The 15,715-nt window shown below is 70.1% G+C and carries 16 protein-coding genes; 10 read left to right on the plus strand and 6 right to left on the minus strand.

The window, feature by feature from the left end; translation table 11 throughout:
• Positions 1-28: 28 nt before the first annotated feature.
• Positions 29-892: an SMP-30/gluconolactonase/LRE family protein gene (locus tag EDF28_RS18965; protein ID WP_185094312.1), complete on the plus strand. Its 864-nt coding sequence runs from the start codon at positions 29-31 to the stop codon at positions 890-892.
• 81 nt (positions 893-973) lie between these two features.
• Here the strand turns inward: EDF28_RS18965 and EDF28_RS18970 are convergent, their stop codons facing one another.
• Complete coding sequence (locus EDF28_RS18970; RefSeq protein WP_123939450.1) at positions 974-1,240, minus strand: hypothetical protein; 267 nt, start codon at positions 1,238-1,240, stop codon at positions 974-976.
• Positions 1,241-1,347: 107 nt separating this feature from the next.
• On the opposite strand from EDF28_RS18970, the gene EDF28_RS18975 reads away from it, so the two are divergent.
• The 3 genes from EDF28_RS18975 to EDF28_RS18985 are packed head-to-tail and all read left to right on the plus strand — an operon-like array spanning position 1,348 to position 2,793.
• A complete protein-coding gene (locus EDF28_RS18975; RefSeq protein WP_123939451.1) occupies positions 1,348-1,896 on the plus strand; it encodes a hypothetical protein in 549 nt (182 codons plus the stop codon).
• The gene (locus tag EDF28_RS18980) at positions 1,893-2,324 is read left to right on the plus strand and encodes a VOC family protein (protein WP_123939452.1); all 432 of its coding nucleotides are present in this window, start codon (positions 1,893-1,895) and stop codon (positions 2,322-2,324) included. The genes EDF28_RS18975 and EDF28_RS18980 overlap by 4 nt, the downstream gene beginning before the upstream one ends.
• 16 nt (positions 2,325-2,340) lie before the next feature.
• On the plus strand, positions 2,341-2,793 hold the full coding sequence (locus EDF28_RS18985) for a GNAT family N-acetyltransferase (RefSeq protein ID WP_123939453.1): 453 nt from the start codon (positions 2,341-2,343) through the stop codon (positions 2,791-2,793).
• 90 nt (positions 2,794-2,883) lie between these two features.
• On the opposite strand, the gene EDF28_RS18990 is transcribed toward EDF28_RS18985, so the two are convergent.
• Complete coding sequence (locus EDF28_RS18990; RefSeq protein ID WP_395875497.1) at positions 2,884-4,710, minus strand: BCCT family transporter; 1,827 nt, start codon at positions 4,708-4,710, stop codon at positions 2,884-2,886.
• A 107-nt stretch (positions 4,711-4,817) separates the two neighbouring features.
• Between EDF28_RS18990 and EDF28_RS18995 the strand changes: the two genes are divergently transcribed.
• The 4 genes from EDF28_RS18995 (at position 4,818) to EDF28_RS19010 (ending at position 7,889) form a co-directional block, all read left to right on the plus strand.
• On the plus strand, positions 4,818-5,321 hold the full coding sequence (locus EDF28_RS18995) for a heme-degrading domain-containing protein (protein WP_123939454.1): 504 nt from the start codon (positions 4,818-4,820) through the stop codon (positions 5,319-5,321).
• Complete coding sequence (locus tag EDF28_RS19000) at positions 5,318-6,304, plus strand: Gfo/Idh/MocA family oxidoreductase (protein WP_260155096.1); 987 nt, start codon at positions 5,318-5,320, stop codon at positions 6,302-6,304. Before EDF28_RS18995 ends, EDF28_RS19000 begins: the two co-directional genes overlap by 4 nt.
• Positions 6,305-6,553: 249 nt before the next feature.
• Entirely contained in the window at positions 6,554-7,663 is a 1,110-nt protein-coding gene (locus EDF28_RS19005; protein WP_123293869.1) for an acyl-CoA desaturase, read from the plus strand.
• A gap of 16 nt (positions 7,664-7,679) precedes the next feature.
• A complete protein-coding gene (locus EDF28_RS19010; RefSeq protein ID WP_111086735.1) occupies positions 7,680-7,889 on the plus strand; it encodes a cold-shock protein in 210 nt (69 codons plus the stop codon).
• 190 nt (positions 7,890-8,079) lie between these two features.
• Here the strand turns inward: EDF28_RS19010 and EDF28_RS19015 are convergent, their stop codons facing one another.
• The 4 genes from EDF28_RS19015 to melA form a co-directional block, all read right to left on the minus strand.
• Complete coding sequence (locus tag EDF28_RS19015) at positions 8,080-8,955, minus strand: carbohydrate ABC transporter permease (protein WP_260155097.1); 876 nt, start codon at positions 8,953-8,955, stop codon at positions 8,080-8,082.
• On the minus strand, positions 8,955-9,914 hold the full coding sequence (locus tag EDF28_RS19020) for a carbohydrate ABC transporter permease (protein WP_123939455.1): 960 nt from the start codon (positions 9,912-9,914) through the stop codon (positions 8,955-8,957). The genes EDF28_RS19015 and EDF28_RS19020 overlap by 1 nt, the downstream gene beginning before the upstream one ends.
• Positions 9,898-11,202 (minus strand): sugar ABC transporter substrate-binding protein, encoded by a 1,305-nt coding sequence (locus EDF28_RS19025; protein WP_243698142.1) that lies wholly within the window; start codon positions 11,200-11,202, stop codon positions 9,898-9,900. The genes EDF28_RS19020 and EDF28_RS19025 overlap by 17 nt, the downstream gene beginning before the upstream one ends.
• A 125-nt stretch (positions 11,203-11,327) precedes the next feature.
• On the minus strand, positions 11,328-12,752 hold the full coding sequence (gene melA, locus EDF28_RS19030) for an alpha-galactosidase (protein WP_123939456.1): 1,425 nt from the start codon (positions 12,750-12,752) through the stop codon (positions 11,328-11,330).
• A 166-nt stretch (positions 12,753-12,918) separates the two neighbouring features.
• On the opposite strand from melA, the gene EDF28_RS19035 reads away from it, so the two are divergent.
• On the plus strand, positions 12,919-14,709 hold the full coding sequence (locus EDF28_RS19035) for a PQQ-binding-like beta-propeller repeat protein (RefSeq protein WP_123939457.1): 1,791 nt from the start codon (positions 12,919-12,921) through the stop codon (positions 14,707-14,709).
• Between the two features lie 44 nt (positions 14,710-14,753).
• Positions 14,754-15,578, plus strand: a complete 825-nt coding sequence (locus EDF28_RS19040) for a helix-turn-helix domain-containing protein (protein WP_123939458.1) — start codon at positions 14,754-14,756, stop codon at positions 15,576-15,578.
• The last annotated feature ends 137 nt before the right edge of the window (positions 15,579-15,715 follow it).

Consider the following 15,715-nt stretch of genomic DNA (forward strand, 5'->3'; position numbering starts at 1 on the left):
GCGGGGGTGCGACTGGCAGGGTGGATCGGTGCACATCACTCTGGACTCCGCGACCGACGTCGTCACCGACATCCGCTTCCCCGAGGGCAACCGCTGGCACGACGGGCGGCTCTGGTACTCGGACATGCACACCGGCGAGGTCTTCTCGATGGACCCGACCTCGACCGCGGCTCCGCGCCTGGAGGCAACGGTGGAGGGCCAGTCGTCGGGGCTCGGGTGGCTCGCCGACGGGCGACTCGTCGTCAGCTCGATGGAGTCCCGCAGGGTCGTCGCCGTCGACGATCATGGCCAGGCGTCGGTGTTCGCCGACCTGTCCGGCGAGGAGTCGTCGCTCCTGAACGACCTCGTCGTCGACGAGGCGACCGGCCGCACCTACATCGGGGCCTTCGGCTACGACCTGTACGGCGGCGAGGAGCTCCGCCCCGGTCCGCTGTACGTGATCGAGCAGGACGGCTCGTTCCGCCTCGCCGCCGAGGGGCTGGTGTTCCCGAACAGCGCGAACGTCCTGCCCGGCACCCGGACCCTCGTGGTGAGCGAGACGTGGGGCGGCCGTCTCACCGCGTTCGACATCGAGCCCGACGGGTCGCTGACCGGCCGACGCGAATGGGCAGCGCTGCCCGGTGGCGTCACGCCGGACGGCAGCACGGTCGACCGCGACGGCGCCGTCTGGGTCTGTTCCGTCGACACGGGGGAGTTCCTCCGGGTCCTCGAGGGCGGCGAGGTCACGGACCGGATCGACGCGCCGGGGCTGTGCGCGATCGACTGCGCGCTCGGGGGCGAGGACGGCCGCACGCTGTACCTGGCGACGGCGGACAGCTACGACCCGGCGACCACGGCGCAGACGCGTGCGGGGCGGATCAGTGCGGTGCGGGTGGCCGTGCCGGGGTGGTGAGCGCGCCGAGGTTCCAAGATTCGGGCATCTCACGCGCCGCGGAGCCTGCCCGTGGAACCTCGGCGACGTGCACGCGGCATGTCATGGAACCTCGGGGAGGTGCCCCGGGCGTGGCTGGCGCGAACGTTCGGCGCGGCCGGCCGACCACGTCGTCACGAGGGCCGCGATCCCCATCGCGATGCCGACCACGCCGGAGCCGAGGCACAGTGGCATCACGAGCCCGAGGCCGATGTTGGCACCCCCACCCTCCGGTCCGTAGTAGACGTCGGCCATCAGCGCGCCGACCCCGAGGAACCCGACGGCCAGCAGCGGCGTGCTGATCAGGTGGAACGTGCGCGCGGTGGTCATGATCGAGCCCTTCGTCGATGTGGTCGACGAATCCTCGCACGACGCCGCATCGACGTATTCCTGTCCCGGCATCTGACGGCGGTGGTGGGCGTGCGTAGAGTGCAATGGTGAGCATCAGACAACTCGACTTCATCGGGTGGGCACAGCTCCTCGGCGTCCCCGCCCTCTTCGTGGGGCTGTGGCTCATGCTGGTCGGCCTCGACTTTCCGGAGATGTCCCAGACGGTCGTCCTCGTCGTCGTGGCCGTCCTCGCCGCAGGTGGCTTCGCGCTCATCCTGGGCAGCTGGTCGCGCTTCGGCGGCTACGGCTCGTACCGAGCGATGAACCGGTGGCTGCGCGGTGGAGCCGACCCGACCGGTGTCCCGGTCGCGATCCGGAGGCGCTTCCTGCGCCGCCAGACGTCGCAGGGCGCGGTCACCGGGTGGGTCTGGATCAGCCTGGGCGTCCTGTGGGCCGCGCTCGCCGTGCCGGACATTCTGCAGGGAGACCCCGCGGGCATCGGGCGCGGGGTCATCGCCGTGCTGTGGACCGTCATCGGCATCGTCCGCGTGGTCTTCATGCGCAAGTGGGGAGCCCGCGTCGACGAGCTGGTGCGCGAGACCGAAGCGCAGATGGCCGATCCCGGCGCGACGCCGCACCTCGACCTGTTCCGATGAGCGTGACGCCCGAGCCCGCACTCGTCCCCGAACTCCTCGTCGCCGACCTGGACCGGAGCCTGGCGTTCTGGTGCGGCCTGTGCGGCTTCGAGACCCGCTACTCCCGGCCGGAGGAGCGCTTCGCGTACATCGCCCTCGGCACTGCCCACCTCATGCTCGAACAGGTCGGCGTCGGTCGGAACTGGATCACCGGCCCGCTCGAGCGCCCGCTCGGCCGAGGCGTGAACTTCCAGATCACCGTGCCCGACAGCCGCGCGCTCGCCGCCACCCTGCTCCGTGCCGGGACCGAACTCTTCATGCAGCCCGAGACGAAGTGGTACGACGTCGGGAACGAGCAGGCCGGCGTGGACCAGTTCCTCGTGCAGGACCCGGACGGGTACCTGGTGCGGTTCCAGTCCTCGGCGGGACGACGCCCAGTCGCCGACTGAACTCGTACAATCGGCCGTGCCTTCCATCCAGATCGAGAGCCCTCGCAGCGACGACGTCCTCAGCCTGCTCCGCCAGGGGGACGCCTTCGCCCTGGCTCTGTACCCGGCCGAGAACTACTACGGCCTCGACGTCGACGCCCTGGAAGCCGACGGGGTCTCGCTCTTCGTCGCTCGCGAGGGTGATGTAGCCGTCGGTACGGCGGCGCTGGTTGATCGGCGCGACGGATCCGGCGAGGTCAAGCGCATGTTCGTCACCGACGAGGCCCGAGGACTCGGGGTCGGCCGTGCCCTGCTCCAGGCGCTCGAAGCACATGCGCTGGCCGGGGGCATCTCGACGATGCAACTGGAGACGGGCTTGCCGCAGGTCGCGGCGATCGCCCTGTACGAGGAGCTCGGCTACCGCCAGGTCCCGCGGTTCGGGCCGTACACCGACGACCCGACGAGCTACTGCATGGAGAAGCGCCTCTGAGCCCCTCGTGTCGGGGCAAGCGCGACGCCCTGGTCGTGACCGCTGCCGGACGGGAGGCCCGTGGCGGCCCCGCCACGAGCCTCCCGTCCGTCATCCGTCCGTCGGGCGCGGCGCGCTCTCCGCAGCCGGCCCGTCGTCCAGGCTCGCGTCGACCGCCGGGTCGGGTGACACCGTCTGCGTCCGGATCGGGAAGTCGTCGAGGGCGGTGGCGGCCGGGTGTGCCGCTGACCCACCGCGCACGCGCTTCTTGACGGCTGCCCACGGCCGACCGAAGGCCGATCGCGGCGCGCGCTCTGACGGCCCCTCGACCTCGAGGCCGTAGTACGCGCCGACGTGTTCGAGCAGGACCTCGCGTTCGGCCTTGTCGTACGCCCGCCGCTCGCGGGTGAAGGCGATGATCGTCGACCAGCAGGTGAGTAGCAGCACGATGCTGAAGGGCAACGCCGTGGTGATCGCCGCCGTCTTGAGAGCGTTAAGCCCGCCGCTCAGCAGCAGGGCAACGGCGAGCAGTGCCGAGACGGTGGCGAAGAAGACGCGGAGCCAGTTCTTCGGCTCGATGTCGCCGCCGGACGCGATCATCGCCATCACGAGCGACCCGGAGTCCGACGAGGTCACGAAGAACACGCCGATGAGCAGGATCGCGCCGAAGGTCAGCACCGCTCCGGCGGGCAGGTCGCCGAGCAGGGCGAACAGCGAGCCTTCGAGGTCGACCGAGCCGTCCGAGCCGACCAGGCCACCGGAGCCGTCGGTCTCGCGGTGGATGGCGGCGCCGCCGAGCACGGCGAACCAGAGGAACGTGAGCGCGGTCGGGACGAGGAGGACGCCGAACACGAACTGGCGGACCGTTCGGCCCTTCGAGATGCGCGCGATGAAGACGCCGACGAACGGCGCCCACGACATCCACCAGCCCCAGTAGAAGGTGGTCCACGCGCCCTGCCAGGCGACGCCCTCGGCGCCCTGCTGTGCGGTGACGTTGAACGACAGGCCGACGATGTTCTGCAGGTACGCGCCGATGGACTGCACGAAGTCGCGGAGCAGGAACTGGGTCGGCCCGACGATGAGCACGAACAGCAGCAGTGCGGCGGCGAGCAGCAGGTTGAAGTTCGACAGGATCTTCATGCCCTTGGTGACACCGGTCACGAGCGACACGATGGTGACCGCGGTGATCACGGCGATGATGGCGATCTGGCTGACGATGCTGCTGTCGGCGATGGCAGCGCTCTCGAGCCCGGCGCCGATCTGGATGACCCCGAGGCCGAGCGAGGTCGCGACACCGAACAGGGTGCCGACGAGCGCGATGACGTCGATGAGGTTGCCCCACCCGCCGCGCACCCGGTTGCCGAGCAGCGGCTCGAGCGCCCACCGGATCGACACCGGACGGCCGCGGCGGTGGATGGCGTAGGCCAGGGCGAGGCCGAGCACGACGTAGATCGCCCACGCGTGGAGTCCCCAGTGCAGGAACGTCTGGGTGAGGGCCTGCTGCGCGAGCTCGTTCTCGGTGCCGGTGACGCCGGGGCGCGGTGAGGCGAAGTGGCTGAGCGGTTCCGAGACGCCGTAGAACACGAGGCCGATGCCCATGCCAGCGGCGAAGAGCAGCGCGAACCACGACCCGGTCGAGAACTCGGGCTCGTCCTGGTCCTTGCCGAGCTTGATGTCGCCGAACTTGCTGAAGCCGACGAACAGCGAGAAGCCGACGAAGAACGCGGCGACGAGGACGTAGTACCAGCTGAAGTTCTTGACGATGCCGTCCTGCAGGCCGACGAACATCGCCTCGGCGCTCGACGGGGAGATCAGGGTGAACGCCACGAAACCGAGCACGAGGACGGCGGCGGGCCAGAACACCCACCGCCGCACCTTCGACGTCGTCTCGACGGGGCCGGGCGGGGGAGCGGAGGTGGTGCTTGCCATGCTCTCCATGGTGCCTGGCGGCGGCTCTGTGCGTTCGCTCAGGCGTGTCGGGGGCGGTACGCTCAGCGCGCTGGAACGTTCCAGAAGGCGTTCCGGACCACCTCGAAGGAGAGATCATGGCCCACCCCGACGGCGCTCACTACCGCGACCTCGACCCGACCGCCCTGCGCGATGCCCTCGCGGCCGAGGAGCAGCGCCTGACGTTCCCGTCCTTCGACCTCGACGACTCGTGGCGCCTCGGCTCCTGGCTCCGGCAGGCGGCGATCGACCGCGGCCACGCCATCGGGTTCGCCGTCGTGTTCGGCGAGCAGCGTGTCTTCCACGCCGCGACCGAGGGCGCCGCTGCGTTGAACGACGCCTGGCTCGAGCGGAAGTTCCGCGTCGTGCGGCACTTCGGCCAGTCGTCGCTGCGCGTCCGCGCGACCTACCTGGCCGCCGGCGGGAGCTTCAAGCAGGACGGCGCCCTCGACACGAACGAGTACGCGGCGGCCGGCGGTGCGTTCCCGCTCCTGCTGCAGGGCCGCCTGATCGGTGCGGTCGGGGTCAGTGGCCTCGAGATGCACGACGACCACGCGCTCGTGGTCGAGGGGCTCGAAGCGATCCGGGTCGACGCCTCGTGATCGCCGACGTCCGCATCGCGATCATCGGCGCCGGCAAGATGGCGGCCGTGCACGCCGCCAACGTGGCCCGCACCGACGGTGCCGTCCTGTCGGCGGTCGCCGGTGGGTCCGGAGCACCGGCGCTCGCCGCTCGCCACGGAGCCGCCGCCCTCGAGGTCGATGCCGCGTTCGCCGACCCGGCGATCGACGCCGTCGTCATCGCGTCGCCGAACCCGCTGCACGCCGCGCACACCACGCAGGCGGTCGACGGTGGCAAGGCCGTCCTGGTCGAGAAGCCCGTCGACCTCGACATCGCCCGGGTCGACGCCTGCATCGCGGCCGTCGGTGCCGCCGCAGATCGGGTCGTCGTGGCCTTCAACCGTCGGTTCGACCCGTCGTTCGCGGCCCTGCACGACTGGTTGGTGGCCGGTGAGATCGGCCCCCTCGAGCAGCTCGTCATCGTCAGCCGCGACCCTGCACCGCCGCCCATCGCCTCCGTGCCGGGGTCGGGTGGACTGTTCCGCGACATGACCATCCACGACCTCGACATGGCCCGGTGGCTCGGCGGCGAGGTCACCTCGGTGCACGCCGTCGGCCAGGTGAGCGACCCCGAGGTCGCCGCACTCGACGACGTCTCCGGTGCGATGGTCACCCTGACCACGGCTGGCGGGGCACTCGTCACGATCGTCGACGCGCGGAGCAACGCCTCCGGGTACGACCAGCGGCTCGAGGCGTCCGGGCCGGCGGGCACGCTCGCGGTCGGCAACCGGACCGCGACCTCGGTCAGCGCGTCGACCACCGCCGGCGTCGGTGCGGGCGACCTCGCCATCAGCCACTACGGCGACCGGTACCGCGAGGCCTACGCGGCCGAGATCGCCCACCTCGTCGCGGTGACGCGCGGCGACGAGCGCCCGCGCGCGACGCTCGAGGACGGCCGGCGAGCCCTCCTGCTCGCCGACGCCGCGACGGAGTCGCACCGCTCCGGAGCGCGGATCGCGACCTGACGGCGCGGGCCACGGCCCTGGTCGGGCGCGTGCGGCGGACGGGAGGCGCGGGGCGGGCGCGACCCGCGCCTCCCGTCCGCCCGTGGGGACGCACACCCCCTTCAGGTGCCATCACAACGCCCGCTGGACAGGGCAGGCTGATTGTCAGGTGGAATCGCACCTTCAGGCCCTAGGGTCGCACCAAGCGCAATCGCGTGAACTCTCTCGAACCGGCCGAAGGGCCGGTCCGCACCGGAAGGTCGGTCCATCTTGACCACCACTCCGCTCGCTCCGGGCTACACCCGCACTCGACCTGGAACAGGAAGCCCCAAGGGCACCTCGACCTACTCAGCCCTGCTCGCGCAGGTGAAGGAGAACGGACTCCTCCGCCGCCGCACCGGGTTCTACTGGTCGCTGTTCGGCACACTCATCGTCACCTTCGCCCTCGCGTGGGTCGCGTTCGCATTCCTCGGCGACACCTGGTTCCAGCTCATCGTCGCCGGTGCGCTCGGCGTGATCTTCACGCAGTTCGCGTTCCTGTCGCACGAAGCCGCGCACCGCCAGGTCTTCGCCTCGCAGAAGTGGAACGACCACGCCGGCCGCTGGCTCGGCACGTTCCTGGTCGGCCTCAGCTACTCGTGGTGGATGAACAAGCACACCCGCCACCACGGCAACCCGAACACCGTCGGCAAGGACCCCGACATCGCACCCGACGGCATCCGGTTCCTGCCGGAGGACGCCGCCGCGGTCAAGGGTCCGCTCATGACGACGTTCATGCGGTTCCAGGGCTGGCTGTTCTTCCCGCTGCTGACGCTCGAGGGCCTGAACCTGCACCGGTACGCGGTGCAGAGCATCGTCACCGGCAACGGCACCAAGGCCGACGTCAAGCACCGCTGGCTCGAGGCCGCGCTGCTCGTCGCCCGCTTCGGCATCTACCTGACGGTCGTGTTCTGGTTCCTGCCGTTCGGCATGGCCTGCGCGTTCCTCGGTGTGCAGCTCGCCGTGTTCGGCGTGATGATGGGCGCCTCGTTCGCCCCGAACCACAAGGGCATGCCGACCATCGCGCACGACGCCAAGGTCGACTTCTTCTCGCGCCAGGTCCGCACGTCGCGCAACATCCGCGGCGGCTGGTGGGTCTCGTTCCTGATGGGCGGCCTGAACTACCAGGTCGAGCACCACCTGTTCCCGTCGATGCCCCGACCGGCGCTGAAGCAGGCCCGCCTGCTCGTCCGCGACCACTGCGACACGCTCGAGGTGCCCTACACCGAGACCACCCTGCTGCGCTCCTACGGCATCGTCGTCCGGTACCTGAACCGGGTCGGGCTCGCTGCCCGTGACCCGTTCGCCTGCCCGATGGTCGCGCAACTGCGCATCCACTGACGCCGTGCTGTCGACCATGCCGACCGGCACCGTGAAGTGGTTCGACCACGCCAAGGGGTACGGCTTCATCCACCCCGACGACGGGTCCGAGGACCTGTTCGCCCACTTCTCCAGCATCATCGCGACGACCGGCTACCGGTCGCTCGAGGAGAACGACCACGTGCAGTACGACGTGGGCCCCGGCAAGAAGGGCCCGCAGGCGGACAACATCTCGATCATCCGCTGACGCGGACGACGAACGGGAGGCACGGTGCCAGCTGGCACCGTGCCTCCCGTCGTTTCTTTCCCATGTCCACTGCGCTGGTATGCGGAATCGGGCGTACCTGGTCGAAAGAATCGACCAGGTACGCCCGATTCGGCTCGGTACGCCGCCCGCCCGCCGCCCGCCGCCCGCCGTGCCGGCGCGAGCCGCCGGGCTACTTGATGCCGGTCGAGGCGATGCCCTGCACGAACTGGCGCTGGAACGCCAGGAACACCACGAGCAGCGGCAGCACGGTCACGGTCGCGATGGCCATCACAGCACCCCACGGCGAACTGAACGCCGGGTTGTTCGTCAGCGTCGACAGGGCCACCGGCACGGTCAGGTTCTCGTTGCCCTGCAGCACGACGAGCGGCCAGAGGAAGTCGTTCCACCGCGTCATGAAGCCGAGGATCACGAGCACCCCGACCAGGGGGCCGCACGAGGGCAGCACCACCCGGAAGAACGTCTGGAACTCGCCGGCGCCGTCGAGTCGAGCGGCCTCCATCAGGGCGTCCGGCACCCCGAGCATGAACTGCCGGGCGATGAAGATCCCGACGACGTCGAACACGGTCGGCAGGATCACCGCCCAGGGGGAGTCGACCAGGCCGATCTTCGCGACGACCAGGAAGCTCGGCACCAGGGTGACCTGGATCGGGATCATGATCGTGACGAGGAACGCCGAGTACAGCAGCCCCCGGCCCGCGAACCGGAACTTGGCGAGGGCGTACCCGGCCATCAGCGACACGACGACGCTCAACGCGGTGCCGACGCTGGTGATGAGCGCCGAGTTGCCGAGCCACCGCCAGACCGGCTGCGTGCTGAACACCTGCGTGTAGTTCTCGAACGTCGGCCGGGTCGGGAACAGCGAGAACGTGCCGCTCTGCGACTGCCCGCCGGGGGTGAGCGCGGAGACGACCATCCAGTACAGCGGGAACACCATCAGGATGGCCAGGGCGGTGAGCCCGGCGACGAGCACCCACCGACCGGGCCGGCGCCGGGAGCGGGCTCCAGCCGGACGGCGGCGGGCACCGCGGACATCGAGTACGGCCATCAGAGCATCTCCTCCGCCTTGCGGTTGGCGCGCTGCCGGAGCAGCGTGAACACGAGCAGGATCGCGACGAGCACCAGTCCGAGCGCCGCGGCGTAGCCCATCCGGGCATCGATGAACGCGGACCGGAACACGTACTGGATCAGCACGGTCGTCGAGAAGCCGGGGCCACCGCCGGTCATCACGTAGATGACGTCGAAGGCCTGCAACGAGAACACGACGTTCAGGATGAGCAGGATCGACGTCGTCGGGCGGAGCAGCGGCCACGTGATGGTCCGGAACCGCACCCAGCGCGAGGCGCCGTCGATCGCGGCGGCCTCCTTGAGCTCTGCGGGTACGGACTGCAGCGCGCCGAGGTAGATCACCATGCAGAAGCCGATCCGGGTCCAGACCACGACGACCACCAGGGTCGCCATCGCCCACCCCGGAGCGGTCAGCCAGGGCACGCGCCCCATGCCGAGCGCTTCGAGCAGGTTGTTCACGACGCCGTAGTCGCCGTTGAAGATCCACGACATGATGACGCCCACCACGACGCCGGCCGCGACCATCGGCACGAAGAACAGGGCGCGGAACACCGAGCGCCCGGGCAGCGGCCGGTTCAGGGCGACGGCCAGCGCGAGCCCGATCGCCATCGAGGTCGGCACGGTGCCGAGCGTGAACACGAGCGTGTTCCGCAGCGCCGTGCCGATGAGCGGGTCGGAGCCCATGTCGACGAAGTTCTTCCCGCCGACCCAGGTGCCGTCGCCGAGCGATGTGCTGGAGTCCTGGAAGCTCAGCGCGATCGCCGTGATGATCGGGATGAGCGAGAAGCCGAGGAACAGCAGCGCCGCGGGGCCGATGAACACGTACGGGACGAAGCGGCCCCGGTTCCGGCGGGCACCGCCGCCCGCGGGGAGTCCGCCGGTCGGTGGGGCGGTGGACGCCGTCGTGCGGACCGGCGCGGTCTCAGTTCGCAGTGACACTGCGCATCGCCTCCATCATCTGGTTCGAGGCCTCTTTCGGGCTCAGTTGCCCGAGCAGGCAGAGGTCGAGGTAGTCGGCGAACACCGCGTTGAGCGAGCTGAAGTACTCGCCGCTCTCGGCCTTCACCATCGAGAGCGGGATCGTCGTCCCCTGGTCGATGAACCGCTGCATCGTGTCGGTGTTCGCGGCGTACCCGATGTCCTTCGCGTCGAGGGACTTCCGGGCGGGCAGCCAGTTGCCGTCGTGGCAGAACTGCTGCATCTTCGACCGTGACGTGATCATCGCCACGAGCTCGGCCGCGAGCTCCGGGTGCTTGCTCGACTTCGTGACGGCCAGGGCGTTGCCGCCCAGGTCGCTCGCCTCGCCGACGTTGCGGATCATCGGGGCCGTGCCCCAGTTGTCGGGCATGTCGGTGTCGAGCTGCGCGATGGACTCCGGGTTGTTGAGCATCATGCCGATCTGCCCGGTCAGGAACAGGTTCCGCGAGACGTCACCGCCGCCGCTCTTGCTGAGGTTGCCCGTGGTCGCGAGTCCGTCGGCGTACCACTTCCGGCCGAAGGCCAGGGCGTCGATCGCCTCCGGGGTGTCCATCGACGGGGTGGCACCGTCCTCGCCGAGGAACGCGCCGCCGTTCTGGTGGACCAGCGGCAGCCACCGGTACGCCGTCTCGGGCGACGACCACCCGTACCCGAACGCGTACTTGCCGGTGACCTGCTTGACCTCCTTCGCGACGTCGAGGAACTCGTCCCACGTCCACGCGTCGGCCAGGGCCTGCGGCGGCGTGACGCCGATCTGCTCCATGACGTCGCGGTTGTAGTAGGTGATGAAGTTGTCGGTGTGCTGGAAGACGCCGTACACGCCGTCGTCCCGCGCGCCGATCGCCCAGAACGGGTCGCTGTAGTCCTGCCGGTAGTCCGCCGGGACGGACCCCGAGATGTCGACCAGGCTGCCGTTGGCGGCGTACCGGCCGATCTGCTGCGGGGTGATCCGGATGACGTCCGGCGCCAGGTCGGCGGCGAGCCGGGTGATGAACCACTGGTGGAACTGCCCGGTGGTCACCTCGACGGCGACGCTCGTACCGGGGTGCGCTGCGACGAACTCGTCGGCGATCGCCTGGTAGCTCGTGATGTCCGTCGGGATGTTCCAGGTGGACAGGCGGATGTGCTTCGTCCCGCCGCGGCCGGTCGTGCCGCCGCCGGCGCACGCTGCCAGCGCGCCGGTCAGCGAGATGCCGGCGAGGGCGAGGAACCCCCGTCTGGCGAGCTGGGGGGATGGTCGGGTCGGCATGGTCCTCTCCTTTGAGGTCGTGGTGCCGTTCAGGTCGGCCGGGAGGCGCGGGGTGCGCACACGGGGCGCCGCGCGTCCGACGTGGGGTCGCGTCCTGGACCCGACCCCACGTCGGGCGCGACGGTTCAGACGAGCGCGGGGCGGGCCTCCCGGTCGGCTACCGGTGCCGCGGTGACCGCGTCCGCCGGACGCAACGACTCGGGGAGCAGCGCCGCGTGGGCGTGCAGGAGCTCGTCGGTCATCTCGGCGATGCGGTCGAGCGTCAGGTGCGCCGCCGTCAGCGGGTCGAGCGCCACCGCGTGGTGGACGTGCTCGACGTTGCCCGTCAGCGCAGCACGCACCGCCAGGGTCTGCACGTTCGTGTTCGTGCGGTTGATCGCGGCGAGCTGCGGCGGGAGCTCACCGAACGACGTCGGCTGCACCCCCTTGCCGTCGACCAGGCACGCGACCTCGACGCAGGCGTCGGACGGCAGGTTCTGGATGACGCCCGTGGCGTTCGGCACGTTGCCGTAGACGACCGCCGGCACACCCGTCACGATCGCGTTCACGATGCTCGCGCCGTACTCGACGCTCGGCGTCAGGTCGGCCTTGAGCTTCTCGAGCTGGGTGTCCACGTCGCCCTGCTCGTCGTGCGCCAGGCAGATCTCGTAGTAGTCCCAGCGCTCCGGGATGTACTCGAGCACCGTCTCCGGGTCTTTGCGGAAGTACGGCACGTACTCGCTGGCGTGGTGGCTCGACTCGGTCTCGAAGTACCCGAACGAGCGCATCAGCTGGGTGCGGACCTGCTCGTTGCCGCCCTCGTAGTTGCTCGCCGCGGCAGCCGCTTCGCTGTGGTCGCCGTCGTCGTCGTGCAGGTCGGACGCCGCGACGCCCCGCTGGTGCTTCGCCGTCATCACCTCGCGCAGACGCGGGTACAGGTCCTCGCCGTTGCGGCGCGTGAACTCGAGGATCCACGCCTGGTGGTTGATGCCGGCGCTGACGAACTCGACCTCGTCGTACGGCACGCCGAGCGTGCGCGCCAGCATGCGGGTCGTGCCCTGCACGCTGTGGCAGAGCCCCACCGTCCGGAGCCCCTTCGCGTTGAGGAACGCCGTGGCCATCGCCATCGGGTTCGCGTAGTTGATGAACTGGGCGTCCGGGCAGAGCTCGAGGGCGTCGCGGGCGATGTCCTCGTACGCGCGGACCGACCGCAGGAAGCGGAAGACGCCGCCCGGGCCGACGGTGTCGCCGACCGCCTGGTCGATGCCGTACTTGCGCGGGATCTCGACGTCCCACTTGTAGGACTCGACGCCGCCCACCTGGAACGTGATGATGACGACGTCCGCACCATCCAGGGCCGCGCGCCGGTCCGTGGTCTCGAGGACCTCGACACCGAGGCCGTGGTGGGCGACGAGCTCGCGGGCGGCCGTCGCGGTGCGGGCGACCCGGCCCGCGTCGAGGTCCATGAGGTGCAACGTCGCGTCCTGCAGGGCGGGGAAGGAGACGAGGTCGCCGATGAGGCGGAAGGGGAAGACGAAGCCGCCGGCGCCGATGATGGTAATCTTGGTCATGTGTCGACGGTAGGAAGCGCGGGGGTGTGCGGTCCTCCGGCTTGGGACGGTGGGGTTCCAGGATCCTCGGATCGGTCACGGACGGAGTGCGACCTGAGGTCGCCTCGAAGGATAGGGTCGACCAGCGCCGACGCTCGGCGTCCGATGGACCCGAACGGAGCCCGCCATGCGATGGCGCCCCACCCTCACCACGCTCGTCGCGATCGGCCTCCTGACCGCAGGCCTGGTCGTTCCGACCTCGGCCGGCGCTGCGACGACGACAGCCGCTGCGCTGCCCGCCATCGTCCCGACCCGTCTGGCGTACCCATCCGGCGGCAACAGCGTGGCAGGCCTGGGCAACGACGGGGCGAACCAGAACGCCCAGTTCACCGATTCCGTGCCGGCGACCGTCGCGCCGAGCTGGCGCAACGGGCCGCCGCTCTGCCCGCAGTCGGGCGGCGTGGGCGCGTCCTCGATCAGCGTCAGCCGGACCCTCACGATCGTGGCGGAGTCGCAGTACCAGTGCGCGAGCGTTTCCGCGTACACCATCGCGACCGGTGCCCTCGTCTGGCGGAAGCAGTACCACTCTGTCGACGAGGCGATCGTCTCCGGTGGCACGGTGTACGTCAAGCGCGACGACCCCGCCACCAGTCAGACCATGGTCGACTCGCTCTCCGCCCGGACCGGCGGTCGACTGTGGACGGGTCCTGTGAGCACCCGTGGTGGCAGCCTCAGCGTCGGAGCAGGGCTCGTCACGAACGACGACGTCGTCCTGTCGGCTCGAACCGGCGGGGCACTCTGGAAACCACGGATCGACGTCGGCCGCCCTGGCTGGTCCTTCGTCGCCGGCGGACGCCTGTTCTACGCGTCCGGGATGGGTGCCACCGCGTCCGACGCATCGGGCCGCGGCCTCTGGCGCACGCTGTACCCGAAGGACCTGACGGGCATCTGGCCGAACCAGAGCAGCGCCAGGCCCTCCCTGCACGACGGACTGGTCTACGTGCCTGGGCCGAAGACGATCGTGCTCGGCGCAAAGACCGGGAGGATCGTGCGGACGCTCCCGCAGTCCGCCCAGTCCATCGCGTTCGACGGCCGGACAGGCTTCTTCACGACGTACGGTGACACGTCGTCGCCCGCGAAGGCGGCCACACTGCGCGCGATCGACCTGGTCACCGGCACGGTGCGTTGGACACACTCGTTCCCGATGAACAGCATCTTCCCGTGGGATGCAGCCAGCGCCCCGCTGGTCGCGAACGGTCTCGTGTGGATCACGTCGATGAGCGGATCCACGGACGAGACGACCGTCCTGGCGCTCGACGAGTCGACCGGCGTCCGCCGCAGTGAGTTCGTCGCACCGTGCGCGGACGGCGGATCCGGCGGGAACCTGGCGATCGCACAGCACCGGTTGTTCGTCTCCACCGCCTGTGGTGTCCAGACCTACGTGCCATCGAAGTCGATCCCGGTCGTGACCACCCCCGGCGAGATGCTCTCCGACCCCGGCTTCGAGCGCGGCGAGGATGGATGGGCGCCGATGGGGAATGGGTCGGTGGACAGGACGACGACGGTGACGCGCAACGGCAAGGGTGCGATCACCGTAACTCCGGCCTCGAGCACCGCCGGTACGGTCGGCGCGACGCGCACCGTGGCGACCGATGCGCAGCGGCACGCGTGGTTCCGGGCGTCGTGCTGGGTCCGACCGAGCACGACCGGGGCGAGCGTCGCGTTCCGCAGTCGGGAGTGGGCACCATCAGACCCGCCCACGACCCCGGCCACACCGATCGCTCCGCACTCCGGGTGGACCGGCTTCGACGTCCGGGAGCTCACCGTCGGGGTGTGGACGCGCCTCGACGCCACGGGCTACGTGCAGGAGGCCGGGGATTCGCTCGCGATGCAGGTCTTCTCGATGAACGCCGCCGCTGCTGGCGGCACGCTCACCGTGGACGACTGCTCCGTGACGGGGTACCAGCCGTCCTCCTGAGCCTGAACCTGCGGGCAAACCCTCGCTGACGTAGTCTCGACATCGTGCTCGACGTGGAGACGATGGAAGCGGCGTACTGGAGCCACCGCGGCCCGGCCCCGCTCATGGCGTCGTCCCACCGGCACGACGACCTCGAGATGAACCTGGTGCTCGAGGGGCACCTGGACTACCGGTTCGGCGGGGCGCCGGTCAGCGTGCACGCGGGCGAGATCGCACTGTTCTGGGGCTGGACCCCGCACCAGCTCGTGGGTGACGGCACCGGCACGGGCGAGTTCCGCTGGGTGCACATCCCGCTGGCCGAGGTGCTGGCGTGGGGACTGCCCGACCACGACCTCGGAGCGATGCTCCTGAACCGCCCGGTCGTCGTGCCGACCGCAGCCGCTGGCCGTGACGTCGAGTCGATGCTCGAGTCGTGGCAGCGGGACTTCGAGGACGACGGTGCGGAGATCATCGCCAACCTCGAGGCGCAGGCGCTCGTGCGTCGCCTGCTCCGGCACCACCGCGACGCCGTTGACCTGCGGCCCGGCGGCGGGCACGGCACCGCGGATGCCATGCACCGCGTGATCGACATGGTGCGGTTCGTGGTCGACCGGTTCCGGGAACCGATCGAGGTCGCTGACGTCGCTGCGGCCGCACACCTGCACCCGCACTACGCGATGTCGGTGTTTCGACAGGACGTCGGCACCACGATCGTCGAGTACCTGACACGGTGCAGGGTGGCCGAGGCGCAGCGGTTGCTCGCGACGACGTCCATGACGACGTCGGAGATCGCGCACGCCGCAGGATTCGGGTCGCAGTCGAGTTTCTACGTGCACTTCACCCGTGCGTGCGGGACTGCGCCAGGTGCGTACCGAGCGCGGGCTCGCTGACCCGGTTTCTCCACGCACGAGCAACGCCCCGTCGCGAGCGACGGGGCGTTGGCCGTTCCGGTCTGCCATGCACAGCCGGAGTACGTGGGGTGTTACTTGATCTGTGCGGTGATGGTGGCGGTGCCGACGAGGAGGCC

Source organism: Curtobacterium sp. PhB137 (assembly GCF_003814955.1).
In the GTDB taxonomy this organism is placed as follows: Bacteria; Actinomycetota; Actinomycetes; order Actinomycetales; family Microbacteriaceae; genus Curtobacterium.

Excerpts from the sequence above, each read along its gene's own strand:
- EDF28_RS18970 (WP_123939450.1), bottom strand. The coding sequence starts at position 1,240 with ATGACCACCGCGCGCACGTTCCACCTGATCAGCACGCCGCTGCTGGCC.
- EDF28_RS18980 (WP_123939452.1), top strand. The coding sequence starts at position 1,893 with ATGAGCGTGACGCCCGAGCCCGCACTCGTCCCCGAACTCCTCGTCGCC.
- EDF28_RS18990 (WP_395875497.1), bottom strand. The coding sequence starts at position 4,710 with ATGGAGAGCATGGCAAGCACCACCTCCGCTCCCCCGCCCGGCCCCGTC.
- EDF28_RS18995 (WP_123939454.1), top strand. The coding sequence starts at position 4,818 with ATGGCCCACCCCGACGGCGCTCACTACCGCGACCTCGACCCGACCGCC.
- EDF28_RS19010 (WP_111086735.1), top strand. The coding sequence starts at position 7,680 with ATGCCGACCGGCACCGTGAAGTGGTTCGACCACGCCAAGGGGTACGGC.
- EDF28_RS19015 (WP_260155097.1), bottom strand. The coding sequence starts at position 8,955 with ATGGCCGTACTCGATGTCCGCGGTGCCCGCCGCCGTCCGGCTGGAGCC.
- EDF28_RS19025 (WP_243698142.1), bottom strand. The coding sequence starts at position 11,202 with ATGCCGACCCGACCATCCCCCCAGCTCGCCAGACGGGGGTTCCTCGCC.
- melA (WP_123939456.1), bottom strand. The coding sequence starts at position 12,752 with ATGACCAAGATTACCATCATCGGCGCCGGCGGCTTCGTCTTCCCCTTC.
- EDF28_RS19035 (WP_123939457.1), top strand. The coding sequence starts at position 12,919 with ATGCGATGGCGCCCCACCCTCACCACGCTCGTCGCGATCGGCCTCCTG.